The 26559-nt window shown below is 47.5% G+C and carries 25 protein-coding genes and 1 pseudogene; 13 read left to right on the top strand and 13 right to left on the bottom strand.

Annotated elements, in window-relative coordinates; genetic code table 11:
* Positions 1–270 precede the first annotated feature (270 nt).
* Together ypfJ and AB3R30_RS23500 are read left to right on the top strand one after the other, a co-directional pair.
* On the top strand, positions 271–1122 hold the full coding sequence (ypfJ, locus tag AB3R30_RS23505; RefSeq protein ID WP_458651644.1) for a KPN_02809 family neutral zinc metallopeptidase: 852 nt from the start codon (positions 271–273) through the stop codon (positions 1120–1122).
* A gap of 27 nt (positions 1123–1149) precedes the next feature.
* A complete protein-coding gene (locus AB3R30_RS23500) occupies positions 1150–1242 on the top strand; it encodes a DUF6887 family protein (RefSeq protein ID WP_458651643.1) in 93 nt (30 codons plus the stop codon).
* A gap of 164 nt (positions 1243–1406) precedes the next feature.
* On the opposite strand, the gene AB3R30_RS23495 is transcribed toward AB3R30_RS23500, so the two are convergent.
* Positions 1407–4292 (bottom strand): PAS domain-containing protein, encoded by a 2886-nt coding sequence (locus AB3R30_RS23495; protein WP_458651642.1) that lies wholly within the window; start codon positions 4290–4292, stop codon positions 1407–1409.
* Between the two features lie 290 nt (positions 4293–4582).
* On the opposite strand from AB3R30_RS23495, the gene psaD reads away from it, so the two are divergent.
* Together psaD and AB3R30_RS23485 are read left to right on the top strand one after the other, a co-directional pair.
* Positions 4583–5005: a photosystem I reaction center subunit II gene (psaD, locus tag AB3R30_RS23490; protein WP_458651641.1), complete on the top strand. Its 423-nt coding sequence runs from the start codon at positions 4583–4585 to the stop codon at positions 5003–5005.
* Positions 5006–5151: 146 nt separating this feature from the next.
* A complete protein-coding gene (locus AB3R30_RS23485) occupies positions 5152–6057 on the top strand; it encodes a hypothetical protein (protein WP_458651640.1) in 906 nt (301 codons plus the stop codon).
* Here the strand turns inward: AB3R30_RS23485 and grpE are convergent.
* Both grpE and AB3R30_RS23475 read right to left on the bottom strand, forming a co-directional pair.
* Complete coding sequence (gene grpE / locus AB3R30_RS23480; protein WP_458651639.1) at positions 6041–6730, bottom strand: nucleotide exchange factor GrpE; 690 nt, start codon at positions 6728–6730, stop codon at positions 6041–6043. The two genes, AB3R30_RS23485 and grpE, sit on opposite strands and share 17 nt — an antisense overlap.
* A gap of 161 nt (positions 6731–6891) precedes the next feature.
* A pseudogene (locus AB3R30_RS23475) lies at positions 6892–7680 on the bottom strand (IS5 family transposase).
* A 206-nt stretch (positions 7681–7886) separates the two neighbouring features.
* On the opposite strand from AB3R30_RS23475, the gene AB3R30_RS23470 reads away from it, so the two are divergent.
* On the top strand, positions 7887–8357 hold the full coding sequence (locus AB3R30_RS23470; protein ID WP_458651638.1) for a phosphate-starvation-inducible PsiE family protein: 471 nt from the start codon (positions 7887–7889) through the stop codon (positions 8355–8357).
* Between the two features lie 14 nt (positions 8358–8371).
* On the opposite strand, the gene AB3R30_RS23465 is transcribed toward AB3R30_RS23470, so the two are convergent.
* The 5 genes from AB3R30_RS23465 to AB3R30_RS23445 all read right to left on the bottom strand — a co-directional run bounded on the left by AB3R30_RS23465 (position 8372) and on the right by AB3R30_RS23445 (position 11165).
* Positions 8372–8986 carry a hypothetical protein gene (locus tag AB3R30_RS23465; RefSeq protein ID WP_458651637.1) on the bottom strand — a complete coding sequence of 205 codons (615 nt, stop codon included), beginning with the start codon at positions 8984–8986 and terminating at the stop codon, positions 8372–8374.
* Between the two features lie 88 nt (positions 8987–9074).
* Positions 9075–9500: a type II toxin-antitoxin system VapC family toxin gene (locus AB3R30_RS23460; RefSeq protein WP_458651636.1), complete on the bottom strand. Its 426-nt coding sequence runs from the start codon at positions 9498–9500 to the stop codon at positions 9075–9077.
* Positions 9493–9756, bottom strand: coding sequence for a hypothetical protein (locus AB3R30_RS23455; protein WP_458651635.1), 264 nt, complete (start codon positions 9754–9756; stop codon positions 9493–9495). The genes AB3R30_RS23460 and AB3R30_RS23455 overlap by 8 nt, the downstream gene beginning before the upstream one ends.
* A gap of 207 nt (positions 9757–9963) precedes the next feature.
* Positions 9964–10161: a hypothetical protein gene (locus tag AB3R30_RS23450; RefSeq protein WP_458651634.1), complete on the bottom strand. Its 198-nt coding sequence runs from the start codon at positions 10159–10161 to the stop codon at positions 9964–9966.
* 122 nt (positions 10162–10283) lie between these two features.
* The gene (locus AB3R30_RS23445) at positions 10284–11165 is read right to left on the bottom strand and encodes a tetratricopeptide repeat protein (protein WP_458651633.1); all 882 of its coding nucleotides are present in this window, start codon (positions 11163–11165) and stop codon (positions 10284–10286) included.
* 222 nt (positions 11166–11387) lie between these two features.
* On the opposite strand from AB3R30_RS23445, the gene AB3R30_RS23440 reads away from it, so the two are divergent.
* Positions 11388–11669, top strand: coding sequence for a hypothetical protein (locus AB3R30_RS23440; RefSeq protein ID WP_458651632.1), 282 nt, complete (start codon positions 11388–11390; stop codon positions 11667–11669).
* Complete coding sequence (locus AB3R30_RS23435; protein WP_458651631.1) at positions 11666–12043, top strand: hypothetical protein; 378 nt, start codon at positions 11666–11668, stop codon at positions 12041–12043. The genes AB3R30_RS23440 and AB3R30_RS23435 overlap by 4 nt, the downstream gene beginning before the upstream one ends.
* A gap of 10 nt (positions 12044–12053) precedes the next feature.
* On the opposite strand, the gene AB3R30_RS23430 is transcribed toward AB3R30_RS23435, so the two are convergent.
* Positions 12054–13256 carry a 1-acyl-sn-glycerol-3-phosphate acyltransferase gene (locus AB3R30_RS23430; RefSeq protein WP_458651630.1) on the bottom strand — a complete coding sequence of 401 codons (1203 nt, stop codon included), beginning with the start codon at positions 13254–13256 and terminating at the stop codon, positions 12054–12056.
* Between the two features lie 115 nt (positions 13257–13371).
* Positions 13372–13701 carry a hypothetical protein gene (locus AB3R30_RS23425; RefSeq protein WP_458651629.1) on the bottom strand — a complete coding sequence of 110 codons (330 nt, stop codon included), beginning with the start codon at positions 13699–13701 and terminating at the stop codon, positions 13372–13374.
* A 275-nt stretch (positions 13702–13976) separates the two neighbouring features.
* On the opposite strand from AB3R30_RS23425, the gene AB3R30_RS23420 reads away from it, so the two are divergent.
* Together AB3R30_RS23420 and aat are read left to right on the top strand one after the other, a co-directional pair.
* Positions 13977–14537 carry a DUF2059 domain-containing protein gene (locus tag AB3R30_RS23420; protein ID WP_458651628.1) on the top strand — a complete coding sequence of 187 codons (561 nt, stop codon included), beginning with the start codon at positions 13977–13979 and terminating at the stop codon, positions 14535–14537.
* Positions 14538–14549: 12 nt separating this feature from the next.
* Complete coding sequence (gene aat, locus AB3R30_RS23415) at positions 14550–15134, top strand: leucyl/phenylalanyl-tRNA--protein transferase (RefSeq protein ID WP_458651627.1); 585 nt, start codon at positions 14550–14552, stop codon at positions 15132–15134.
* Positions 15135–15179: 45 nt separating this feature from the next.
* On the opposite strand, the gene AB3R30_RS23410 is transcribed toward aat, so the two are convergent.
* A complete protein-coding gene (locus tag AB3R30_RS23410; RefSeq protein ID WP_458651626.1) occupies positions 15180–16796 on the bottom strand; it encodes a tetratricopeptide repeat protein in 1617 nt (538 codons plus the stop codon).
* Between the two features lie 394 nt (positions 16797–17190).
* On the opposite strand from AB3R30_RS23410, the gene purD reads away from it, so the two are divergent.
* Together purD and nblS are read left to right on the top strand one after the other, a co-directional pair.
* Positions 17191–18522, top strand: coding sequence for a phosphoribosylamine--glycine ligase (purD, locus tag AB3R30_RS23405; protein ID WP_458651625.1), 1332 nt, complete (start codon positions 17191–17193; stop codon positions 18520–18522).
* Between the two features lie 138 nt (positions 18523–18660).
* Complete coding sequence (gene nblS, locus AB3R30_RS23400) at positions 18661–20679, top strand: two-component system sensor histidine kinase NblS (protein ID WP_458651624.1); 2019 nt, start codon at positions 18661–18663, stop codon at positions 20677–20679.
* A 24-nt stretch (positions 20680–20703) separates the two neighbouring features.
* Here nblS and AB3R30_RS23395 read toward each other — a convergent pair whose 3' ends face one another.
* Positions 20704–21135: a zinc ribbon domain-containing protein gene (locus AB3R30_RS23395; RefSeq protein ID WP_458651623.1), complete on the bottom strand. Its 432-nt coding sequence runs from the start codon at positions 21133–21135 to the stop codon at positions 20704–20706.
* A gap of 13 nt (positions 21136–21148) precedes the next feature.
* Complete coding sequence (locus AB3R30_RS23390; protein WP_458651622.1) at positions 21149–22021, bottom strand: S-methyl-5'-thioadenosine phosphorylase; 873 nt, start codon at positions 22019–22021, stop codon at positions 21149–21151.
* A gap of 588 nt (positions 22022–22609) precedes the next feature.
* Between AB3R30_RS23390 and AB3R30_RS23385 the strand changes: the two genes are divergently transcribed.
* Together AB3R30_RS23385 and AB3R30_RS23380 are read left to right on the top strand one after the other, a co-directional pair.
* Positions 22610–24322, top strand: a complete 1713-nt coding sequence (locus tag AB3R30_RS23385) for an iron uptake porin (RefSeq protein WP_458651621.1) — start codon at positions 22610–22612, stop codon at positions 24320–24322.
* A gap of 280 nt (positions 24323–24602) precedes the next feature.
* The gene (locus AB3R30_RS23380) at positions 24603–26405 is read left to right on the top strand and encodes an iron uptake porin (RefSeq protein WP_458651620.1); all 1803 of its coding nucleotides are present in this window, start codon (positions 24603–24605) and stop codon (positions 26403–26405) included.
* Positions 26406–26559 lie beyond the last annotated feature (154 nt).

Here is a 26559-nt window from a genome sequence, read left to right as displayed (position 1 = left end):
ATTGCCATCAGCCAAAGAAGCCTACGATCGCCATTGACTATAATTTGCTGCCTTCGGCTTAACCCGAACTGACGTTATTCAGATTTCTGAGCATCATAGCCCTGATACACGAAAGTGGTAATGTCAAGCATAACGGGGCAAATTGCTAGGAATCGTATCTCAGCCAACAACTATTTTCTTTAGACAACTCTTACCTTATGGTGATGACGTGATTCGCTGCGATCGCTATATTGAGTCGCAACTGTTTGTTTTTATTGAGGGGAAATCACCATGAAGTGGCAAATGGGTCGCCAGAGTGACAACGTGGAGGATCGGCGCGGGCGTGGAGTCGGTACAGCCGTCGCTGGGGGTGGAATTGGAACAATCCTTTTGGCGATCGTCGTGACGCTGCTGGGTGGCGATCCAAGCATCGTTTTGGATCAGGCTGCCAACAATCCACCTGTATCGAATGCGCCTCAAGGGAACAAGGCTCCAGCGCCAACTCAAGAAACTAAGTTTGTCGCTGCGGTGCTTGCTCAAACAGAAGATGTCTGGAATGAGCAGTTTCAAGCGTTGGGCAGAACCTATCAGGAGCCAAAACTGGTACTGTTTTCGGGTGCAGTGCAGTCTGCTTGTGGTGTCGCTCAATCTTCTACAGGTCCGTTCTATTGCCCTAGCGATCGCAAAGTGTATCTCGACACCAGCTTCTTTCGTGATATGAAAACTCAGCTTCAATCACCTGGCGACTTTGCCCAAGCCTACGTCATCGCCCATGAAGTTGGACATCATGTGCAAAACCAGCTTGGCATTTTACCCAAAGTCAACAAACTCCAGCGGCAAGTTAGCCAAACCGAAGCCAATCAGCTTTCGGTACGAGTTGAGCTTCAAGCAGACTGTTTTGCGGGCGTGTGGGCAAACCGCGCCAACCAAACGAAGCAAATCTTGGAACCTGGCGATATCGAAGAAGCCTTAAACGCTGCAAGCCAAATTGGGGACGATCGCTTACAGTCTCAAGCGAGAGGCTATGTAGTGCCCGATTCGTTTACCCACGGCAGTTCCGCTCAACGGGTGCGCTGGTTCAATCGCGGTATTCAATCGGGCAGCATCAAGCAATGCGATACCTTCAATGCATCCAGTATTTGAGACACGCGATGGAAACTGGGGGTAGTCATGACTAAACCGAACTTTACTACAGTGACTCAGACACAATTAAGAGCCTATGTGCTTGAACATCGGGATGATAAAGAACCTTTCATGCACTAGCAGATCGGATTGAATTTAGACTTGGTGTCTCCAAACATCCTGCTTCAATGTCTCCCGATGAACTGCAAGCAGCAGGCTGGAGTTAATTCAAAAAAGACAAGGCTCTTAGAAGTTGGATGCACAGTATAGGGTCAAACTTGTTGGAAAGTCTTTCCTACTCACGATCATTTTTGGGTGAAAGTCCAAATGCCGCTCCAATTATGGGGTATTCCCTCATGAAGCAATTGGTGAATGCGTTCTAAATAAAGTTGAGCCGCTTTATCGAGTTGATTCATTTTCAAAACTTGCTCAAAGCATTGCTGCGCCTCTGTTAGTTCGCCGTTGCGATAGTGTTCTAAGCCTTGGGCGAAGTTGGGTTGGGTTTGTAGTTTTGCATCGGTGATAGTGTGAGGATCGCCGTCCATGACTTCATAGACTGCGATCGCCTCGGTTTTACCTTGCACAATCACCTCATCTAAAAAGCGAATATGATATTGACTGCGATCGCTCAGTTGCTCCAAAATTTGACCCGAAATCACCATCGATACGCCATAAAACTTAGTCAAACCCTCCAGGCGTGAAGTCAGATTCACATGATTTGAAAGCACATCGCCTTGCATTCGGCTTGCTTCGCCCACCATGCCCACCATCATGTGACCAATGTGTATCCCAATTCCGATCCGAATGGGAAGATAGCCCTGGGTTTGACGAAATTGGTTGTATTCTGCAATCTTTTTCAGCTTAGCAATGCCTGCTTGCACAGCATCCTCGGCACGGGTGGGAAAGATTGCCATTACCCCATCCCCCATATATTTAACGATAATGCCGTTATGACGATGAATCGCTGGGCTAACATATTGCAAATAGGTGTTGACAAAATCGAAGCTTTCTTGCGGAGTCATGCTTTCGCTGATGTTCGTGAAGGAGCGAATATCAGAAAACATCACTGCCATTTCTTTACTAATGTGATCTCCTAGTTGAATATGGGTGACGCTTTCTTTGTTGAGAAATTTGAGATATTCCGCTGGAAAAAATCGGGCAAAAGAATCTTTTAGCTGTTTGAGCGCCAGTTCTGCTTGTTTGCGATCGGTGATGTCACGCACCATGATGAGAACTTCATCGGCACCGATCGCCACAATCCGAACTTCTTCATCACGCGGTTCCCGATTAATTAAAATCTGCTGTTCATAAATTTGTAATTGCTGAGTTTGTAAGGCTTGCCCAATGGATTCCAAGCGCTGTTGGGCTAGGGGCAGCGGCAAAGACTCTGTAACCGTGTTACCGATTAGAAAATTCTCTGAACCATGCACACTGATGCGATCTTGTCCGGTGATTTGAAAATAAGTGCCATCCTTGTTGGCGCGAATCAGCAGGTCGGGAATGGCGGCAATTAGGGCACGATTGGTAGCTTCGCTTTGGTGCAGTGCTGCTTCTGAGCGTTTGCGATCGGTGATGTCGCGCACAATGCATATCACTTCATCACTGCCGCTTGCCACGACCCGCGCTTCATAGGTTTGCGGCTGTCCCTCAATAGTGAGTTGATACTCTAATGCTTGAGTTTCGCCCGTTTGTAGTGTTTGCCGGATCGCTACAGCATAGGCTTGGTTGACTGTTGTGGGCAAAACTTCAGACATGTGTTTGCCCAAGTGATCTTGCCCTGCAACCAGCATTGCCACATTCTTCGCTTCCACCACATCTAGATACTGTCCCTCCCGGCTAATCCGCAGGATCAGATCGGGAATGGCAGTCAAAAAAGCTTGATTTCTCGCCTCACTTTGTTGCAGGTCTGCGTTTCTAGTCGCCAAGTCTGTAAAGGACTGCTTCAGTTGTCCTGCCATGCTGTTGAAGGCAGCAGCCAACTTACCCATTTCAATAATGCGGCTGGAGGTAATGTGTTGATCTAGGTTACCGCTGGCAATGTTTTCAGAAGCGTGGGTGACTCGTAAAACGGGGCGCGTAATCCAGCGAGCGGTGAGAATGCCTAGCCCAATCGCCACGGCTAAAGCGATTAAACTTAATAGAATTGTGCTTTGGGTGTTCGCGTTGATTTGCCCCATAAAGTCTGCTTCTGGCACCACAACGACGATGAGCCAGTCCAGCCCATAGGGATCTCGAAAGGGGGACACCTGCAAAAATTGGCGCTGTCCGTCTAGCTGCATTTCGAGTTGTTGATTTTGTTGCAGGTTGCTTAAGGTGCTGAAGCGATCGCCCAAAAACTTAGAACTAGCCTGCATCAATCGATTGTTTCCATCCACTGCCCGAATGCGGCTAGCTTTTTTACCCTTGCCAATGAGGATTGGTTGATCTTTAATCGAGGTTGCCACCAACTCTCCAGTTGGCTCCATGATGTAAATTTGCCCAGAATCCCCCACTTTTAACGCTTGCAAAAATCGACCAATTTGCTCAATTCCTAGTTCACTGGCTAGCACTCCTGCAAGGTTGCCACTGTTGTCATAGTAAGGATAGCTAGCTTTCAGTTGCAGCAAGTTATAGCCCTGATTGATATATACATCGCTCCAAGTAGGTTTCCCACTTTTAACAGCGCTCGTGTAGAAAGACCGTTTGCGCGGATCGTAGTTTGATACTGCCTTACTGAGCTTGATGCGCTTTCCCGCTTGATTAATGTCGTAATAGTTTAAAGTGCCACCGCCGATCGCTAATTGCTCAGCAATTTGAGGCTGCTCAGTGCTGGATAATCGATTGATCCACCCCACCCGCAGCGATTGTCCTTGAGCATTGGCAAAACCAATATTTCCCACCGAGTCAAAGGTTTGAACTTGCCGCCAGAAGTAGCGTTCGGCAGCCTGCAAATCTTCAAACTTTAGCAGTCCAAGCTCGACGGTCTGAGCATTGAAACGATTGACCAACTGCGGTATAGCCACATAGGACTGGACGCGATCGCGCACTCGCTCTGTAACTTCGGCTCTCAATTGAGTTGCCAGATCATTAATTCCTTTATGCCCATTCATGAAAGAAAGGTAGCCTACCAACCCAACTGCAAGCAGAATTTCCACAATAAAAGGAAGAACAAGCGTGGTTCGCAGCCGCAATTTTTTTGAGAAGTAGTTCATTTAACACCTAATATCCTGGCACCCAACTAAAGGCGACGGGTTTTGCTCTGGAGTTTAGAACTCGCGATTATTGTCTCAAAATCAGACCGCAAACTCCACTAAAGCAGCGCGAACTTCATCGATTGCACACTTTCGATAGATACGTTGCTGCAAAGATTCTGCAACTTTTAAAGAGTCTCAAGCAAACACTTAAGGGCTGATAGCTAAGAACTGTTACAGTTCCCTCAAAAGTCCGTAGAAGGGGACAAGCTCAGTGATAGGATTCCCTAAAACATTGAGAGAAACATCCAATGGCAGAAACTCTGACTGGACAACCTCCTATCTTTGGGGGTAGCACTGGTGGACTACTGACGAAAGCCCTAGTTGAAGAAAAATACGCAATCACCTGGACTAGCCCAACCGAACAGGTTTTTGAGATGCCGACTGGTGGCGCAGCCGTTATGCGACAAGGTGAAAACCTTTTATACTTAGCTCGTAAAGAGCAATGTTTGGCGCTGGGTGGTCAGCAATTGCGGAAGATGAAAATCATGGACTATAAGATCTATCGCGTTTTCCCCAATGGAGAAGTGCAATACCTGCACCCAGCAGATGGCGTTTTCCCTGAAAAAGTTAATCCTGGTCGTGGACCTGTCAATAAAGTCGATCGCAATATCGGCAGCAACCCCGACCCAGTAAAGCTGAAATTCAGTGGTGTGGCTCCCTACAACGCATAGTTTTTGAGTGAGTAGTTAACTTCAACCCCTAGGCATCCTTAGTCTTGGGGTTTTTTAGTAAGGTAGTTTTTAGGAAAGGAGTTAGGTTTGCAGATCAAACCTTTTTCCTTTTTCCTTTTTCCTTTTTCCCTCCTTCTTTCTCGCCTATGTCTCCTCTACGGATTTTGCTGCAAACGACTATTCCTACCACAACGGATGACTGGAGCATTGCCCGGTTTTCATTGCTGCATGGCTATTTGTCGTCATTACGAGATCAGGCAGGAAATCTGCTCTGTGAAGTGACATCCCGCGATCGCGAAGCCGATGAGAACGGCAATGATCCAGTTCTGAGTACGCTGGATTCTTCAGACTTTGATGAACTGTGGCTGTTTGCCGTGGATGTGGGTGACGGGATCAGCGAACAAGACTGTAAAGGCATCTCAGATTTTCGGCGGCGAGGCGGGGGGATGCTCGTGACACGCGATCATATGGATTTAGGCTGCTCGGTTTGCTCTCTGGCAGGGGTGGGCGACGCGCACTATTTCCATACCAAAAATCCTGATCCTGACCCATCGCGCCATTGCATTGATGATCCCTACACGACTTCGATTTCCTATCCCAACTATCACTCTGGACAAAATGGAGACTGCCAGCGGATCACGATTGTGGAACCGCTCCACGACCTGCTCAAAAATCCCGCTGCGACTACGGGCATGATTCAGTTTTTACCCGCGCATCCCCATGAAGGGGCGGTAGGTGCGCCTGCCCACAATCCCCATGCACGGGCGATCGCTATGGGAACTAGCCTAGTGACGGGTCGAACATTTAACCTAGCGATCGCCTTTGAGCATGAACGAGATCCGCAGGGAAACCTGTTAGGACGCGCCGTGGCTGAATCCACCTTTCACCACTTTTGCGATTACAACTGGGATGCTCGTTTAGACTGCCCTAGCTTTGTCGATGAGCCACCCGGAGACGGGATGCAAACTGAACCGCAAGCGTTGCCCGATTTGAAAGCCTATCTGCGGAATTTAGCCCTATGGCTGGCACCCGATACTACACAGCTAGACTGACTTTTGCCCGATAGAGCAGCCGATCGCCCTGCCGATAGCCAACATATCGCACACGCACGCGATCGCCCGTTGCCGCCACTCCTTCCATCAGTTGATGCTGCTGCGGATCGTAAGGGATTTCAGCGCCAACTTGGGCGATCGCTTCAATCTCCCACTGCTGCAACAATGTATCAATCGGACGCAGCAAGGGCAACAGCTTCACTGCGGACAACTGGGGATTTTGCTGTGCTGCATAAGCCGCCGTAGGCAACTGCAACAGCAGCGATTCCAACACCTGCAAGCTGGACTGCTGAAATTCTTGCCCAAGGATTTCCTTTTGTTGGTTTAGCTGACGTTGTAAGCGATCGTACTCCTGCTGCAAATCGGCAATGTCGCTAGGATTTGGAGATTGAGAACTAGGAGCTAAAGTTACAGAAATCTCTGAAAAAGTAGAAACCAACTCTACAAAAGAAACCTGCAACGTCTCAGCCAGTTTTTGTACCGTAGCGACCTGCATTTGACCAATGTGTCCTTGCCGCAACTTGCGAATTTGCTTGTTTGAAACACCCGCCAATTGACTCAATCCTTTGAAGCTAACTAACCCCGCTGGCTGCATCAACAACTTTAGCTGAGGAGTGTAATCCACAGAATCATTTTGAACCGAGTTGACCGAGTTCACCGCGATCGCTCTCATAGCAAAGACATCAAGAAGTTGCTACAAGATTTTACTCAACCTTGAGCAGATGAGAAAAAAGGATCGATCGCCCGTTCACCTACTGCATTTGAATTATTATGCTGAGTAGCTAGTTGGGTAGGTGTTAAGAGGACGTTTTAAAGGTATTGAGGGGTCAAATTTTACGCAAACCGCCTGAGCATAATACGGATCATCGCCAGATAAATAAAGGTTTCCGATGTTTCTGGCAATAACTCATAGTCTCGGACCAATCGCCGACACCCCATTAACCAGCCAAAGGTACGCTCCACCACCCACCGCTTTTTGACTACCACAAACCCTTTAGTTTGCTCAGGTCGCAACACCACCTCTACAATCCATCGACACATATCCATGACCCACTCATGAAGGGTTCCCCGTCAAAGCCCCCATCAGCCCAAATGGTATGGAGTCGGGAGACGCTTTTGCCCATTTCCTGAACCCGCTTGAGGACTTGTTTGCCACCCTCTCGTTCCCCAACACTAGCGGCGGTGACCACGACCCGCAAGCTTAAACCCAGGGTATCGGCTGCTGCAAACCGCTTGCGTCCTTTGATTTTCTTGTTCGCATCGTAGCCTACTGACTGACTGACCAGGGCTGCACTTTTGACACTTTGACTATCGATCACGCTTCCGATGGACTGCAAGCACGCGCCTGCTCAATTCTTGTCCATTCGCGCAAACGGTCATGGATCTCGATCCACGTTTTGTCTTTACGCCATTGCCGGAAGTAGGTGTACACCGTTTCCATGGGGAAAAATCGCCCGGTAATGATCGCCAGCGTATGCCTTCAACCAAAACATAGAAAATGGCATTGAGAATCTCCCACATATCCACTGCTCGTGGACGACCACCGGATTTCGCCTCTGGAATCAAATCACTGAGTACTTCATATTGGTTGCGGGTCAGATTACTAGGGTAAGCTTTGCTCATGGCGCGCTCTCGGTGTTGTGGACTATCTATTCGCAGCGCACACTGAGTGAGCTTTTTCACTCCCTAATTCACTTCTCAAACAACCTCTAAGAATACTTCTGAACCCTATTTAGAATGAAATAGACCTGCACTTAGAACTATCACAACACTTAATTGCGCCCAGACCCTGAGTTTAGTATTCTCGCTTCATGTGCCTATAGAACAATATGCGATTTTTAAAACGATCCCTAAAACGCTTAAAAGATGTATTTCAAAACGAAACATTTGTAGAAATTATTGATCAATTTGAAGGAGTTGTCGCTAAAATTTTGTCGATTGCGATGGTTGTAGTGGTGATCGTAGCAATTCTCGATCTGATGATTTTTCTTACCAGTGATTTATTCTTAACAACACCCTACGGACGTTTTAGCACTACGATAACTAAAGTTTTCGGATTATTTTTAAACGTCTTAATTGCTTTAGAAATTCTTGAAAACATCACGGCTTATCTAAAGAGCCATACCATTCAATCAGAATTGGTGATCGTGACTTCCTTAATTGCAGTGTCTCGAAAAATCATTATTTTGGATTTAGAGAAAACAGGAGGCATTGATCTGATTGCCTTAGCCTCTGCAATTTTGGCTTTGGCAATTAGCTATTGGATACTCCGCAATGCGAACCGCGAGCCGAGCCGCTAATGTCAGTTTCGCTCCTACCTCATCGCTCCCATCGTGCTTTTCCAGGATAATTCCTTACACAACACCTTTAGCGCTCGTTGGTCGGCTCCGCTAAATAAACTGCTATCTACTAGTTCAGTTACCACCTGCTGGGTTAGTTGAGAGGCAAAGGTGCCGCCACAGCGCAGCAAAAGACTGTAATAGCAAAACTGGGGACGTTGAGCTTCGTTGAGATGAAAGCGATAAATTTCGTCGGGGGTCATCCGATAGACCGCCGTGTTGACTGGGACAATCGCTTTTGGGATGCCGTGCTGTCCATAGGGCATATCCTCGCCTTGTTCTAAGGTGCCGATGAGGATTGTCCATAGCAAAGTGCGGGTTTCGCTGATGAGGTCGGGCGTGAACACAGGATCGGGTTCGCTGGAAAGCCGCGGACCCATGTTGAGAAACATGGGGTTGAATAGCTGCGAGTTGTAGATTAAGCCCACTGCCCAATGGCGATCGCGCCCTGCTATTCGCCCTTCTAGCCGCACAAAAGAGCCAAATCCAAAATCATCTGGCTTGGGTGGATTCTCTCGACTGGTTTCATCATCTAGTTCCACAATGTAATCACAGTGAGAGTTAGACTTTACAACTTTGCCCAAGCGCATCGTGATTCTCCTAATCCAGCCATGCATCAATTTCTGTAATAGTACACGTAATCTATTTGTCAGCGGCGATCGCCAAGAGAATCAGATTTTAGCTGTGGAGAGTGAATAACCGGATGAAGCCTGCTTGCTCAAAATGGCGATCGGTAGTGAGAGCTTGCTGAATCTCGAATTGCTGCATGATGACAAAAGAGGTGCAATCGACCAGCGACCAATTTTTATCAGGACGAGCTTTGCAAAGGTTCCAAGCGGCTGCATCAATCTCTGGATCAATATGGATGATCTCGAGGTGGGGATAGGTTTTGATGGTGTCGATCGTGGTAAATATTTGAGGGCGAGGGATTCGCAATGGACTGTGAAAAAGAGCGACTAATTCGGCAATCACGTAATTACTCGTGATGATTTTGAGGTTGCTTTGGCGCATTTGCTTGAAGGCCGCAATCGCGGCTTGATGATCCGGCTGTTGAGCATCAAAAGCGCTTGCCCAACCGGATGTGTCAATAAATGCGCTACTCATTGCGATGCATTTCTTCGTAGAGTGCTTGCCCAATGTAGTAGTCGTGGTTCTCTGCCAAATCGGGGTAGTTGGAATGGATGGAGCCAAAAAGGGCAATTAGCGGATCATTTTCGAGAGATTGATTATTGTCAGGGAAAAATTTTTGGGTGAGTAATTGCACAATTAGATCTTCGGCAGACTGGTTAGTTTGGGCGGCGGTCTGAGTCAGGGTTTGCTCTAGCTCATCGGGCAGGATAATCGTCAAGGTTTTGGTCATGGGTTTTTCCAAAAGTCGGGCAAAGCTTAGATTTAGTGTATCGAAGTGGACAGTTGAGAGATGAGACGAACTTTTTTGCCCAAATACTTTTCTCGTAGCGATTTATTCGCTCTCCGAGACTTTCTGCCTTGGGCTAACGGCAAAATATAACTGTGAGCAGTAGAAATGGTTCTGAGTTTTAGCGGCTAATCAAAAAGTCTGACTTCATCATAGAGCAGGCAACAGCACTGCCTTCCTTTTAGAACCATCGCGATCGCAGATCTTGAGCGATCGCCCCCAACAAACCGCGATCGCCCACCTTTGATCGCCCCCACCCAGCAAACCGCGATCGCCTAATTTCACTGAGATCGCAGACCTTGAGCAATCGCCTGATTTCACTGAGATCGCATCCACTTGATAAGCCAATCGCCCAACTTCACTATGTCGCAGACTTTGAGCGATCGTCCACTCAACAATCTATCTAATTCGCAACTTCCACAGCAACCAAATCGCAAGAGTTGCAGATTGGAACACGCAGCAATAAACCATCAACGGATGCCTGCTTTTTCCAAAAGCTGGGTGATCTTCTCCGCCTGCTGAGTATTACCTTGAGTGCGATATAAATCTCTGGCTCTCTTAAATTTGGCGATCGCCCCTTCTAAGTTGCCTTGCTTATCTAGAGCAATTCCCAAGTTGTAGTAAGTATTGGCATTGTTGGGATTGATGCTAATAGCTTTTTGAAGAGCAATTCCCAAGCTGTTGTAAGCCTCAACAAGGTTAGGATTGATGCTAATAGCTTTTTGATAGGCAGCGATCGCCCCTTCTAAGTTGCCTTGCTTATCTAGAGCAATTCCCAAGCCGTAGTAAGTACTGGCATTGTTGGGATTGAGATCAGTTGCCTTACGAAAAGAGGTTTCTGCATTTCTCCAATCTTTCTGTTTTCCGAAAGCAATCCCTTGATACAAGTAAGCGATGGCGCTTTCTTTCTGAGCTAAGGTATCTTGGATGGTTTGGTTTGCCTCTGCTGTTTTCCCCATATCAGCTTGTACCAATCCCAGTCCAAGCTTTGCTTCCTGCAAGTTAGGGTCTAGCTTCACGGCTTCCTGTTGGGCGATAAGGGCAGTGGGCAAATCACCCAGGCGGCGGGTGGCTTCGCCAATGTTGGTGTAGGCAACGGCATTCTTGTCATTCTTCTGAAGCTCATCCCGACAACTCAGAATCTTGTCTTGTAGATACTTTTGCTCAATCGCTTCAGGAATCGCCTTTGTGGACAAGGCAACTGGTTTCTCTTTAATCAAAAAGCCATTGCAACCCTTGATATCATCAATTTGGGTCTTTGCAAAGGTTCCAAAGAAATACTGTTGAGCCGCAAAACCCAAAGCGACAACACCGACTATCGTCCCAATCCAACCAGCTCGATCCTTAGCCATTTGTTACTCAACCTTGCTGTTGCCCTCGGCAGACTTATTTTTCCCTAACTATAGCCCTCACGCCCACTTCTCCTAAAATCTTGTAGAAAAGATCCCTTGAGCCGTTGAGTTCAGGTGAGTTGCGTTTATTGTGGCAGTGATCTCTGGAGCAGTGGGTAAGGCTGTTGGGACTATTGGTAAAATTGATATTGAGAACCGTAGGTTTGCCCTTAATATAGCCAAATGAGGAGTGACCATTCGAGAGAACGAGGCGAAGCAGGAAGACCCGTCGGTGTTGCCTTCAACGATGCCCAAAGAGCCAGACAGGGAGACGTATTTATTCAGCCAGACGATCGCTATGTCGTTCGCGGGATGAAAGACAGAGAGCATATTTTTGAGATGGCAGGTGAACTGATCACAAGCCTCAACCGCTCAAATCAAGCGCACCTGCTAAAGCTGAGGCGAGGTGAAAGACGACCGATTACTGAGGAAGAATTTGCAGTATTCCAGGAGCGATTCAAATGACCCTTGAAACTACGCTAGCTCGTGATTTGGAAACATTAGACCCAGAGGATCTATTGTCCTGCATCACCGCAGATTTGCTGGAGTACGATCGCAACTCTCCCTTTCTGGTGCGGCTTTTCGCACAAAAATCTGGCGAGTGGAGCGCGATCGAACCTCTGTGTGCTAACTTACCCGACATCGAAACCCAACTTCATGCATTGAGCGCCATTTCTTCAGCCCAATTGCGAGTCACCTGGCTAAGTTATCCGGCTGCAACAGGTTCGGGCTTTTGCCTAATCCTGTTCTTTGCCGAAGCCTTACACTGGGACAACTTAGCGCTTTACAACCAAGCACTTTTCCTCAAGCGCCATGCCGTACCGGATTGCCACGTTTGAATAAATGAAATTATCGAGATTGATTCAGCAAGTCCAGGTTGCTTTGAACCGATCGCTGAATGGTTTGGTTCAAGTGATCTACCGTTGCCGCTTTGTGGGTTTGAAATGCGGTCAACGAGTCTTTTAAGTTAATCGGGGTGCCAATCTTGATGGTTGCCACTCGATGCCGTTTGGGGGCGGGTTGATCGATGTTGAATACCTCTCGTTCTAGGCGAGTCAGGGTATCCATGAATCGTTCTACAGTGGGGTTTTCCGCCACATAGCCGTCATACATGGCATCAAAATTTAGCACTCGCATCATCGATCGCTGCACAAATTCCACGCTCCACGGGAGATCGATTTGCGATTCAGTTTGTAATAGCTCGGCTTGCATTTGCGCTGCGTTCAAAACCCGATAGACCCGTTCGCGATCGAGGTCGGTTGCTGCTGAAGTGAGTCCATACTGCTGCTCGCAGGTTTTTAGAAGATGGGCTTTCAGAGATTTGATTCTATGATTCCAAGATAGGGTTGCGTCATCTGATGCGATGCCATAGTCGCTTTCAAGCTGAGTCAGCAGGGTTTCGGCGATCGCGCGCAGCCGTTCATAGTGACCCAATTGTGTTGGCACCTCTAGCTTTTGTTCAAGCTGACCCAATAGTTTTTCAATCGCTCCCGTCATGTCTTGGGTATAGCGATATTTAATGCTGACGGGAACAGCGTACAGATCCGGAATCGCTTTTCCTTGCTTCACCATTCGATTCATCGCTTGCAAGGCTAACTGGACTGCACCTGCCCGAAAAGAAGTCACAATGTCATTTTGAAACGAACACCCCCCTTCGGGAAAAATCACCAAATGACAACCCGGTTGCGCCAATAGCTCCATCGTTTGGATAATGCTGGCGCGATCGGCTAAGCCACGCCGAACTGAGTAGCTCCCGATCGCTTGAAAAAATCGCCCTAGCTTGCTTTGTAATTGCTCATAGGCTCCTAAATAATAGAACGATTGCCCCAGCTTGCCAGAAAGCAAAAATAGGGCGATCGCATCATGAAACGTCGGGTGATTGGGCAACAGCAACACGCGATCGTTTCGCAGTGCGATCAACTGATTGAGGCTTTCATATTCCACCTCCAAATCCATCTTAAAGCCCCAAGATGCCACCATCGGAATCAGCGTTTGAATCAGCCGAACAAAAGGCACATTGCGGCGAGGTGGATAAAAATCAACGGTTGGCATTCAATTTTTGAGTTTTGAGTTTTGAGTTTTGAGTTTTGAGTTTTGAGTTTTGAGTTTTGAGTTTTGAGTTTTGAGTGCAGAGAATAGAGTTCGCCATTCTGCATTCGCCATTCGTCTACTGTCCGCAGCAGCGATCGATGCCTAGGCTGTCTAGAAGCAGGTCGCTGACGGCGTTGGCGATCGCAAATTGTCCATAAAAACTGTTGGAGAAATCAAAGGCTTCCATTTCAGTCACGATCGCCAGTGTTAAGGAGATTAAATCGTTTTCGCCTTCCATTCGCTGCCGCACAAAAATTTGAGCAGCGCGTTTGGCAATTTGCTGATTGACTAGCTCTGGTAAAAATTCGGTGTTTAGCCAGTTCAGCAATGCGGTTTGCAGCCATTCCCCTTCCTGTTCAGGATTTTGAGCGGGGGGCAGTGTGATATTTGGAATCGGTTCAACCATGGGCACGATCAAAAAGTCTCAATCACCTGTGTATCCAGTGTAAGCCCGTCGTTGCTTTGCCAGAGTTCCATAGAAACACCTCTACACAAATGTTTGCCCTGATTATCCCAATCTAAATGGAGGATGCGACAGATCTTAGGTTGAGACCGTAACTGAGTAAAGCTTCTACAACTCAAAATTCAAAACTCAAAACTCAAAACGGTATTAAAACCTGTTGGCAAGTTGGCTAAACCGTAGCCTATAGTTGAAATGCTGAAACCGCGATCGCTAAACCTATGCTAAAACCGATCATCAAGCTTGCCGGAATTACCCTGCTAATTGCTTGCACCTGGGCAGGGTCTGCCAGCGCTCAAACCGTGCCTTCTCCCAAACGCGCCCTGATTCAGGAATTGTTAGAACTGACTCGCGCTGGAGATAGTGCCGATGCCATTTTGAGGCAAAGTTTAACGCAAATGGAAACTGAGTTGCCTCAGTTGTTATCCAGTTTTTTAGAGGGTTCTGGCTTGCAGGGTGAGGCATTAAAACAGCAAGCAAACGCCACCGCGCTGAGAATTATGAAGCGCTATCAAGAGCGGGTGCCTCAAGTGCTGGATATGAAGCAAATTACGGAGCAAATCAGCTATTCTTTGTATGACAAATTTTATACAGAAGCCGAATTAAAAGATGTGATTGCTTTTTACAAAACTTCGACTGGACAAAAAATGATCGCGACTACCCCAAAACTAATGTCTGAGTCGATTCGCATGTCTAATGAGTTAGTGTTGCCTAAAGTAATGAATCTGATTCAAGAAATTGTTAAGGAAGAAATTGGCAAACTCCCTGCAAAGTCGAAATAGGAATTGCGATCGGTGAGTAGTCAGTTTGATATTCCCTCTATTATTCAGGGTTACGCCCAAGGCTATTTTTTAATGGCAGATGAGGCAGGCGACGATTTGGGCTGGTATTCGAGTCGGGAGCGAACGCTGATTCCCTTGGACGATCGCTTTCACTATCCCAAATCGTTACAGCGTGTTCTCAATCAACAGCGGTTCACTGTTGCCATTAATCGGGATTTTGCCAGCGTTGTAGAAGGCTGTGCCGATCGAGAAACGACCTGGATTTCTGAGGAACTTAAAGCCCTTTATCGATCGCTGCATGAAGAAGGCTGGGCACACAGCTTTGAAACCTGGCAGGGCGACGAATTGGCAGGGGGCATTTTAGGAATTGTGATTGGCGGCGCATTTATTGGTGAATCGATGTTTTTTCGGATTCCCGATGGCTCCAAAGTTGCCATGGTAAAGCTAGTAAACCATCTGCGCGATCGCCAGTTCACCCTATTCGATGCCCAAATGATGAACCCCCACCTAGAACGCTTCGGTGCCTACGCGATCGACAATCGCCAGTACAAAGATTTACTGCGGCAGGCACTTCAACAGCAATGCAGGTTGACATAGGACGAAGAGTAGAGTTTTGAGTTTGCCTCTCGCCTCTCGTCATTTTCATTCCCTTTGTTCTGTGGCTTTTTGGATGCGGGTGGCGAAATAGTCTTCGCGAAACTTGAGTTGTTGAGCTAGGGGTAGGGCTTGCTGAAAGGCAGCGATCGCTTCTGGATATTCTTTTCGCAACAAATGCACTTGTCCCATTTGATCGTAGGCATTCATCACGCCATAGGTGTTATACGCCTGTTTTTCAATGTCTACTAGAAAGGTATACATTCGCAAGGCGGAATCGAGGCGATCATTTGCCCGATAGAGATCGCCTAGTTTTTTGAGTGCGTCTGCTGCGTGGGCAAACTGCAACAGCGGAATTGCGAGTTTGTATGCCAGTTGATAGGTGGTTTCGGCTTGATCGAGTTGGGCTAAACGGCGATGGTTGTCGGCAATTTTGAGCGTCAGGGCAGGAATCAGTTTGGCATCGCCTAACGCAGTTTGATGAAAGGTGATCAGTTGCGCTTGATAGGGAATGGCTTGGGCGGGCTGCTTTGCCTGTTCGTGAATGTAGGCAAGTCGATCGAGGTATAAGGGAAAGTTGATCGGGTCACGCCGATCGCGCGATCGCGCCAACAACTCTTGATAGGGCGACACGGCGCTGCCATAGTCAAACCAGGCAAGGTGAAGCTGCCCTAGGGTAATCAGCGTTGCTTCCAGCTTAAAATCATCTTTACGCTGTCGAGCTTCTGCTAGCAATTGCTGATAAATTTTGACTGCGGTTTGCGGCAATCGCACCTGCTGATAGGCAAATCCCAGCGCATCGAGTAGCGAAACTTCTTTACTCAGGTTTCCTAAAATGGCGATCGCATTCACGCCTCCTACCGCTAAAGGATTGGTATCAAGAGTATCCAAAAGCTGCCGGGTTGTTAAGGTGGGTGGTGCTTGAGTTTGCGCTTGAGGCTGACCTGATACAGTGCTGTTCTCGGTGATTTTTGCAGGTTGAGTTGGCTCTAATTCTAAAGAAAGATCGGCGGGCAGTGTTTCAAGAGCAGACAACTGAGTCGGTGCTGCCAATTGTCCTTTGCTGCTAGCAGATTGCTCCATTTGCGATTTTGCCAAAATTTCATCCAGGCGTTTTGTCACCCAGCGCAGTTGGGCTGTGTCGCTGTCTTGCCATGCCACATCGCCCACTCGCCCCAGAGTTAGCACTTCTTCGGTCAAAGGACCCGCTAAACGCCGAAACCGCAGTTCTCGGTTCCAAGCGTTAAATGCCGCAACGCGATCGCCCTGTTCTAGTTTGGTTGCCCCAATCACCGCCAACCGATTTGCCCCTGCCCGCAGTTGCCGAATTTCTTGAGTTGTTAAAGGGCGATTTTTATAATCATAGGGAATGAGCGGATCAGGAGCCGTAATTTCAAGCGGGTTCGGAGGAAATTCTTCTGCAACAGGCTGTTTGCGCTTGTCTGGTGGCTTGTTGCTTTGAATCGGTTTTGAATTGGCTGGAGCCGATTTTGCAGCAGGCTCTGATGGGGATTGCTGGCTAATTTGGGCGATCGCAGCCTGCTGACCCAGCAAAATACTGGTGCTTATTCCAGTCGCTCCAGCTAGAAGACTCAGAGAAACTCTTATTTTTAATTGACTCTTCGATCGCCATCCCATCCCACTTTTTCCCCACAATATCGACATGTTCAATGCATTAAACCACCAGACCTACATCCAGTCTAAAGGTTCCACTTCTTTATAATCCCTCCTATCAATTTAGAAGATGCAACAGATCTTAGGTTGAGACTGTGACTGAGTAAAGCTTCTACAATTCAAAACTCAAAACGGCATTACACCCTACAGGGTTTCGATTTTTTCTAAAGTTACCGCTGTTTATTGCTCAGTGTTTATCCGTACTATTTCCTCAATGCCCTTCTCAGATAGGTTTTGGAATGTTTTAGAAAAATCTCACCATTAAGACCATGACATAATAGAATTCGTTTAGCGTGAACTGTACGATTTGTGCAGCGTTAGCGAAGCTTTCCACAGGAATTCCTATGGAAATACGCCATTATCTTCGGTAAGGGGTTAGAAAACGGTGAAGGTTTTGGTCGTTGGCAATGGAGGGCGCGAACACGCCATCACGTGGAAACTGCTGCAATCAGAAAAGGTGCAGCAAGTCATCTGTATTCCTGGCACAGGAGGCACTGCATCAATGCCTCGCTGCCGAAATCTGGCAATGAACGTTTCAGATTTTGAAGGAATTGCCCGGTTTGCATTGGTGAATGGCGTTTCGTTAGTTGTGGTGGGACCAGAGGTGCCTCTTGCCGCAGGCATCACCGATTTTCTTCATGCCCAAGGGCTGACGGTGTTTGGTCCAACAAAACTAGGTGCCCAAATTGAGGCGAGTAAAGCGTGGGCAAAAGACTTGATGCATGAAGCCAAAATTCCGACAGCAAAAGCCTCGGTTTTTACGGCTGTTGATCCAGCTTTGGCTTATGTTCGCACTCAGGGCTTGCCGATTGTGATTAAAGCGGATGGACTAGCCGCTGGCAAAGGCGTAACTGTTGCAACTACTTTAGAACAAGCGGAAACTGCGGTTCAAGCAGTGTTTAGTGGCAAGTTTGGCGATGCCGGCCAGCGGGTCGTGGTTGAAGAATGCTTGACCGGGCAAGAGGTTTCCATTTTGGCGCTCACGGATGGCATTACCATTCGTCCACTGCTGCCTGCACAGGACTACAAACGAATTGGAGAAGGGGATACTGGCGAGAACACGGGCGGCATGGGAGCATATGCCCCCGCTTCGATCGCGACTCCAGCGCTAATGGAACGCATTCAGCAGGAAATTTTGGAGCCTGCGATCGCCGTTCTCCGCAGCCGCAACATTGACTATCGGGGTGTGCTTTACGCGGGTCTGATGATTACACCCGAAGGCAATCCTAAAGTGATTGAATTTAACTGTCGTTTTGGCGATCCCGAAACTCAAGTCGTGTTGCCGCTGCTAGAAACTCCATTGGATGAGTTGCTGCTTGCCTGTGTTCATCAACGCCTTGCCGAACAGCCGGCGATCGAATGGAAACCAGGATCAGCGGCTTGTGTTGTCATGGCATCCGAAGGATATCCCGATGCTTTTCAGAAAGGAAAAATAATTAGCGGCATTGAGCAAGCAGAAGTAGGCGGAGCAATGGTTTTCCATGCTGGAACCCAAAGCAAACCCCAAGGACTGATCACCGATGGCGGCAGAGTGTTGGGAGTTACAGCCATAGGCGATAGCTTGGATGCTGCCCTAGACGATGCCTATGCAGCCATCAAACAAATTGAGTTTGAGGGTGCTTACTATCGGCAAGACATCGGATACCCAGTACGTCGCACCAGAAGCAGGGGGCAGGCGTTAGGGATCGGGGGGCAGGGGGCAGAGAACGAAGCCTGAAAGAGAAAACCTGAAAAGAGAAAAATTTAGATTCCCTGGTTTCTCTTGAGATAATTGTTAGAGAATGTAGGAATAGAATAAAACTGTTCGTTTTAAGATTTATCTCTATTTTCTGATACCCATAGCCAGTGTTCAGCTTTGCTAAATTTCTTAAGGCAAATTCAGAAAACAATCGCCCGTTGGTGGTCAGAATTTACCCTCCAGACCAAACTTATGGCTGTGGCAACGCTTGTTGTATCCCTGCTAATGAGCGGTTTAACATTTTGGGCGGTCAATGTTATTCAAGAAGATGCGCGCTTGAACGACACCCGATTTGGCAGCGATTTAGGTCTGCTTTTAGCCGCGAATGTGACCCCGTTGATTGGCGAAAATAAAAAAACAGAACTTGCCCAGTTTTCTCACCGTTTTTATAGCAGTACTTCTAGCATTCGCTACATGCTGTATGCCGATGAGGAAGGCAGTATTTATCTAGGAATTCCTTTTTCAGAATCGGAAGTTCAGACCTCGCTGACTCTTCGTCGCAAAATTCACCTTCCTGATGATTATGCTCAACATACGGATGAGCCGATGGTACGGCAGCATTTGACTCCGGATGGGGAAGTCACCGATGTGTTTGTACCGATTATTTATGAAGGCGTTTATAAGGGAGTTTTGGCGATCGGGACAAATCCCAATCCCACAGTTGTTACTTCTTCTAACTTGACCCGTGATGTGACGATCGCCGTTTTTGTATCCATCTGGGTCATGGTGATCTTGGGTGCAGTATTTAACGCCCTCACCATCACCCGCCCCATCAAAGAACTACTGGTTGGGGTTAAAAACATCGCCTCTGGCAATTTCAAACAGCAGGTAGATTTACCCTTTGGGGGCGAACTGGGAGAGTTGATCTTTAGCTTTAATGAGATGGCAGAAAAGCTAGAGCGCTATGAAGAACAAAATATTGAAGAATTGACTGCCGAAAAAGCCAAGCTAGAAACCTTGGTATCCACGATCGCCGATGGTGCCGTTTTGCTGGATACTTCCTTACATGTCGTGTTGGTGAATACCACCGCACGGCGGTTTTTGAATTGGGAAGGGCTGAAGATTGAAGGCAATAACGTGTTGTACTCCCTGCCCAATGCGATTCAAGCTGAAATTACCCGCCCGCTTTATCGCATGGCAAAAGGAGAAATGCGAGAAGGCGGCGAATTTCGAGTTACCCTTAAAGACCCAGTCGATCGCACCATTCGGATCTTGCTAACGAGCGTACTGGATCTAACGCGAGAAACCGTAAAAGGCGTAGCGATTACCATTCAAGACATTACCCGTGAAGCTGAGCTAAACGAGGCGAAAAGCCAGTTTATTAGCAACGTCTCCCACGAACTGAGAACTCCTCTATTCAATATCAAATCGTTTATCGAAACCTTGCATGAATACGGGGAAGATTTGAGCCTGGAAGAACAGCGAGAATTTTTGGAAACAGCGAACCGAGAAACCGATCGCCTGACGCGCTTAGTCAACGATGTCCTCGATCTATCCAAGTTAGAATCTTGCAGAACCTACAACTTTGAAGCAGTCGATTTAGCGCAGCCGATCGAACAAACGCTGCGAACCTGTCAGCTTAATGCCCGTGATAAAGGGATTGAACTTAAACAAGAGATTCAGCCGGATCTCCCTGCCGTAGTCGGACATTATGATCTGCTCCTGCAAGTATTTACAAATCTCGTTGGAAATTCCCTGAAGTTTACGCCATCGGGGGGAACAGTTACGATTCGCGCTTATCTGCTAGAAAAGGCTGAGACGAACGAACTGGATCAGGAGAATGAACTGTTCCACGTTTCAGAACCGACTCACACAGTTCGGATAGAAGTTTCTGATACTGGGATTGGCATTCCTTCAGAGGATCAGCAAGCCATTTTCGATCGCTTCTTTCGGGTTGAAAATCGGGTTCACACCTTAGAAGGAACCGGATTGGGCTTATCCATCGTTCGTAATATTGTCGAAAAGCACCAAAGTCGCGTTCACTTATCCAGCGAAGTTGGCGTAGGAACGACCTTTTGGTTTGACATTGCCGTATTCCAAGCGGTCAAACCCGTTTTGCATACTGATCACTTGGAAACTCATACCCTAGGTGAACTCGCGACACCCCTAGATGTTACCGCTAGCATTGTTCAATAATTCACCTGCTATAGTTATTTATCCTCAACGATGAATTAAAACAATTCCCAAACTCACCATCAACAAACCAGCGACCAATAGTAAAGTCGTGTTTCGTTTGATCCACCGCTGCAACTGAAAACCAGAGCCATACTGGGGACTCATCACTAAAGGCTTTTGCACATCTTCATACAGCGTACAATCCAGCGCATAGGGACGCTTGGGAAAGTTGCAGCTATCATCAGCGTGATACACACAGCTTGCACAAAGCGGCTCACCTTCCGTCGCTTGAAACAGCTTCATCCCAGGATGCCCATGTGCCTTTAAAGGCGTTCGGCAATAGGGACATGCGATCGCCCGCGACTCAACAAACTGGTGACATTTAGGACAGTCAGGCATGGCAAGATGCGAAGAGTGAAGTTTTGAGTTTTGAGTTTTGAGTTTTGAGTTTTGAATTTGCCACTCATCACTCGTCACAGATATTTTTGCGTCACAGGTATTTTTGCAATAGGAGGTGTAGGCGCTGTTTTGCTTCAACAGAGATTTTGTCTAAGGGCGTGAGAATGGCATATTTCAAGGCAGAGTGAGCGTCGGAATCGGGGGGATTTTCGGTGAGGCGGCGCACGGTTTCTTGAATCACCTTTTGAGCATTAATGGCATTTCGTTGGAGGTTAGCAATGACTAGTTCTACCGTAACGCTGTCATGGTCGGGATGCCAACAGTCGTAATCGGTGACTAATGCGAGGGTTGCATAGGCAATTTCGGCTTCTCGCGCCAACTTTGCCTCTGGCAAATTTGTCATACCAATGATGGTTGCGCCCCAACTGCGATGCAGATTGGATTCTGCCTTGGTCGAAAAAGTGGGACCTTCCATGCAAATGTAAGTGCCGCCGCGATGGAGAGTGACCTCGGTAAGCCGGGAGCTTTCAACGGCATCCGCTAAAATCTGTGCCAACTTCAAACAGACCGGATCGCCAAAGGCAACATGGGCAACAATGCCTTGCCCAAAAAAGGTGGAAATTCGATTTTTAGTGCGATCGATAAATTGATCCGGCACCACCATATCTAGCGGCTTGGCTTCTTCTTTGAGGGAACCCACCGCCGACGCAGAAATCAGATATTTTACGCCCAAACTTTTCATGGCATAGATATTTGCCCGAAACGGTAGTTCTGAGGGCAACAGGTGATGGTTGCGTCCGTGCCGTGCCAAAAATGCAACACGCACCCCGTCTAGGCTGCCCACAATCAAAGCATCTGAGGGTTTACCAAAGGGCGTGTCGATCTGAACCTCTTCTACGTCTTTGAGCGCCTCCATTTTATAGAGTCCGCTGCCGCCAATGATCCCGATCGCCGCTTCTGTCATCGTTCGTTTTCCCTAGATCCCGCCCAATAATCCTTGTCATTCTACTATCTTGCTTGCCATGAGTGCGTTACCTGCCGCGATCCGCATCTTGGGCGATCGCTCAAGATTGCGTGTCACCTTTCGCCAACTCTAATCTCTGTGCCCTCAGTGATTTTCCCTGTATGGCAGTGTGAGGAAAGGTCAAGACAACCATCCGTTATTCCTTATTTCTTCAGGATCTTTGTGTGCCTTAACCCTATTCATCCATTGCTATGAAGATGACTTTTTATCTAAACCTTTTGATTTTCTTAACCTACTGTTATATTTTTGTTTGTTTTCACTTAACTGCCCGAAAGGTACTGTATAGAAGGCTAGTCAAGCGAACAATGACGCAGTTCGTTGTATTCATTACTACGTCTTTAATTAATTAATTAAGAACGTAAAGTGTTTTCAGGGGTATAAAGCCTTTGGATCTTGTGTTGATCGGCATTGATAAGCGGTTGAGTTCAAGTTTATTGTCACGATTATTTGCTGTGCTTGTGCAAGTTTTTTCAATAGCAGGCATTTAATGCACTACTATGTTTATCGAGTTGGATGTGAGGATTGAATATGTCGCGTATTATTTGGAATTCTTTTTGGTTAGCTCCTGCTTTATTGGGAGCAACTGCGCTCTCAGCTTTTGCCCAAACGTCCGCAGTTCAACCAGCATCACAGGATTCTGTGATGAATCAGGTGTCTGCTTACAGCGCTGAAGGGCAGCCTGCGGCTACTTTAGGGCAGGTTACCTCTGTCTCTCAATTGACTGATGTTAGACCGACAGATTGGGCATTTCAAGCCCTGCAATCTTTAGTAGAACGCTACGGTTGCATCGTAGGCTACCCCGACAGAACCTTTCGCGGGAATCGTGCTACAACTCGGTTTGAATTTGCGGCGGGCTTGAACGCCTGCTTAGACAAAATTCAAGAATTGATTGCAGCGGCAACTGCTGACTTCGTGAGGAAAGAAGATTTAGAAGTTGTGAAGCGACTTCAAGAAGAATTTGCGACTGAATTAGCAGCATTGCGCGGTCGGGTTGAATCCCTCGAAGTTCGGACTGCCACCCTCGAAAAACAACAGTTCTCCGTTACCACCAAGCTGAACGCTGAGGTGATTTTCGGTGTTGCTGACACCTTTGGCGAAAGAGCATTTGTTAATGGAAACGGTGCCTTCTTGAGCGGTGTGAACGCAGGGAATGTTAATGCCCTGAGAGATGACCAAACTGAAACCATCTTTGGAGACAGAGTTCGGCTAAACTTTGATACCACCTTCACAGGTAGAGACCTATTGCGGACTCGCCTCCAAGCCAGAAACCTTACGCCCTTCGCTGGCAACTTCACTGGCACCAACGAAACCCGCTTGGGATTTGACGGTAGCAACAATAACTCCGTTGAGATTGACGAACTGTTCTATCGGTTTCGATTGGGCGACAAGCTGACCGTTCAAATCGATGCCAACGCTAACGAGTTTTATGACGGCATGGTTAGCCGCCTATCTCCCTTTGGTAGCGGCGGCGCAGGTGCAGTTTCTCGCTTTGGTCGATTCACCCCTAACCTGCGAAATGCGAATAACGGCGCGGGCGGTAGCTTTAGATATGCCTTTAGCCCCAAGCTCCTTTTCGAGGGTGGCTTTATTTCTGACCAAAGCTCTGGAACCACGAGCGGAAGCAACATCCCTAGTGAGAAGAATGGCTTATTCAGTGGTGGCTTTTCGGCACTTGCTCAACTAGTGGTTCGTCCCGTTACCGGATTAGATGTTGGCTTGTTCTATGTTCGCTCCTACTATCCCGGTAGCAACACTACCTTTGGTCAGCCTACCCCCAACATCACTGCCAGCACCGGCACGAGCAATGCTGCCAACCCGTTTAACGGTAATGCGACTACCACCGACACGGCTGCGGTTCAAGCGCAGTGGCGGGTAGCTTCCAAAATTGCAGTGGGTGGCTGGTATGGCTACACCTGGGCTAACAGCCCCACTGCGAACAGAGAAGCTCAGCTTCAAAACTGGGCAGCCTTTTTGTCATTCCCTGATTTGGGTGGCAGAGGCAACTTGGGTGGGGTTTTATTTGGCATGACCCCTCGCGTGACGGACAACAACTTCCGGATCGCAGGTCAGGGTCGTCGAATTGATAGAGACCCACCCTTTCACCTAGAAGGGTTCTACCGCTTCCGGATTAATGACAACATTGCTATTACTCCGGGTGTGTTTGTGTTGTTCAATGCTGAAGGCAACCGCCGCAACGAAACCCAGTATGTGGGCGTTGTTCGAACCACCTTCACCTTCTAAGTTGATTTAGTTAGTAAATTTAGGCTGAGGCACCCTTCATTTTTGTAGGGTGCCTTTTTGCATAAAGGTTTATGAAGTAGGAAACCTTAGCAAAGAATTCAAAGGATTGATAGCGTAAAAGAATTTCTTGAATCATTTTCTGGAAAAGAATTGTGATTAAATACATGAATCCCAAAGATCAACCCAATTTTTCCAACCTTCTGAACAGTCTGAATCTAGGGCTTTAATTAGGGTTTGGTTTTTGGAAAGTCAAGTTTAGTGTGAGGAAAAAGTGTCTAATATGCTAAAAAATTCCTGGTTAATTAGTTCGATCGCTCTGAGTACTGCTCTAGCTATCCCCGTTTCAGCCAGCGCGACTGAAAAACAAGCAGTTTCTAGTGCAGAAACCACCTCGGCGGCTGAGCCAAATTTAGAGATCGCTTTACCTGCTCCAGCTCCAGCCGTGATTCAAGCTCAATCGGCTCCAGTTTTAATGGCAATGGAGCTAGAAGTTAGTCCCGCAATGACCCAAGTTACATCTGTTTCTCAACTGACAGATGTAAGACCCACGGATTGGGCATTTCAAGCACTGCAATCGTTGGTAGAACGTTACGGCTGCATTGTGGGCTATCCAGACAGAACTTTTCGAGGTAATCGTGCTTTAACTCGGTTTGAATTTGCCGCTGGTTTAAACGCTTGTCTTGACAAAATCCAAGAGTTGATTGCCGCTGCAACGGCTGACTTTGTTAGAAAAGAAGACCTGGAAACCGTTAAAAAGCTGCAAGAAGAATTTACGACTGAACTGGCTGCTCTTCGAGGTCGAGTTGAAGGATTGGAAGTTCGCACTGCCACCCTTGAAAAACAACAGTTCTCCACTACTACTAAATTGTCGGGTGAGGTGATTTTCACGATCGCCGATGCCTTTGGTAACCTTCCCAGAGATGGCGAGATCAACACCGTCTTTAACAATCGGGTTCGCCTTAATTTTTTGACTAGCTTCACAGGAAAAGATCGCTTGCGGATTCGGCTTCAAGCGGGTAACGCCACCCGCCTTCTCAGCAATCCCACCATTCCCAACGCGCAGAATAACTACCAACGCACCAATGAGGGCAACTTTCCCTATGACGGCGGGGGTATTGCGGCTGGCGGTGTGGTCACCGATTCAAACAACGGCAACAACAGCGTATTTCTAGATGTGCTAGATTACCGCTTCCCAGTTGGGGATAACATCACCGTTTCGGTGTTTGGCAATGGGGCGTTGCACCATTACTATGCTGATACCGTTAACCCCTTCTTTGACGGGGGGGGCGGAGGGCAAAATGCTATTTCTCGATTTGCTGAGCGCAATCCAATCTATCGCATTGGTCCGTTTGGTGCTGGGGTTGGCGTGAATCTTAAGCTAAACGATAACTTTAAGTTTGATGTCGGCTATATTTCCAATACCGCCAACAATCCGGGAACCGATGCTGGGCTATTTAATGGCAACTACTCAGCTCTAGCGCAGTTAGTCTTTAGCGGCGGTACTAAGTTTAAGCTTGGACTGACCTATGTTCGTGGCTATGAGAGAAATAATCCCGGTTTAACCGCTGGCAACAACCTAAATTTCGGTGGAACAGGCACAACGTTTGCCAACTTGAATAACAATTCATTACTTCGAGGGCGATCCTTTCCAGTTGAAAGTAACTCTTTTGGCGTTCAAGCCTCCTTCCGACCCACTCCTGGCATCGTCATCAACGGTTGGGGAGGGTATACCGATGCCAATATAATTGGCTTAGGGGGTGCAGATATCTGGAATTTTGCCCTTGCTGTGGGTTTTCCAGATTTGGGCAAAAAAGGTAACTTTTTGGGCTTTGTTGGCGGAGCAGAACCCACCTTGAGAGGGATTGGCTTTGCTGGCTCTAACCTAAGTCCAGCCTTTGCTAGCAGAAGCCAAGATTTTGCTCTCCACTTTGAGGCATTTTACAAATATCAACTCACTGACAACATTTCGATTACTCCAGGTGTAATCTACCTCCCCAGCGTCAACCAGAATGCTGGTATTCCTGGCAGGAATTCTAATAGTGATGTGGTGATTGGGGTTATACGGACAACTTTCGCGTTTTAGCTTCCAGATTTACATTTTGGTTTTTAGATTAGAGCAATGGCCCAGATGCTTTTGCGCCGAACCGCCCACCCTGCGGGAAGCAAGCTTGTATCTTGAAACTAATCAGGCGAAATGGGTCAAGAACCCTTTTGGCTTGAGAGAGAACGGTAGAAGA

It is taken from the genome of Sivoneniella epilithica UHCC 1019 (genome assembly GCF_040830845.1).
Taxonomy (GTDB): Bacteria; Cyanobacteriota; Cyanobacteriia; order Leptolyngbyales; family Leptolyngbyaceae; genus ULC077BIN1.
The sequence above is the reverse complement of the archived record's forward strand: the minus strand, read 5'-3'. Positions and strand labels throughout refer to the sequence as shown.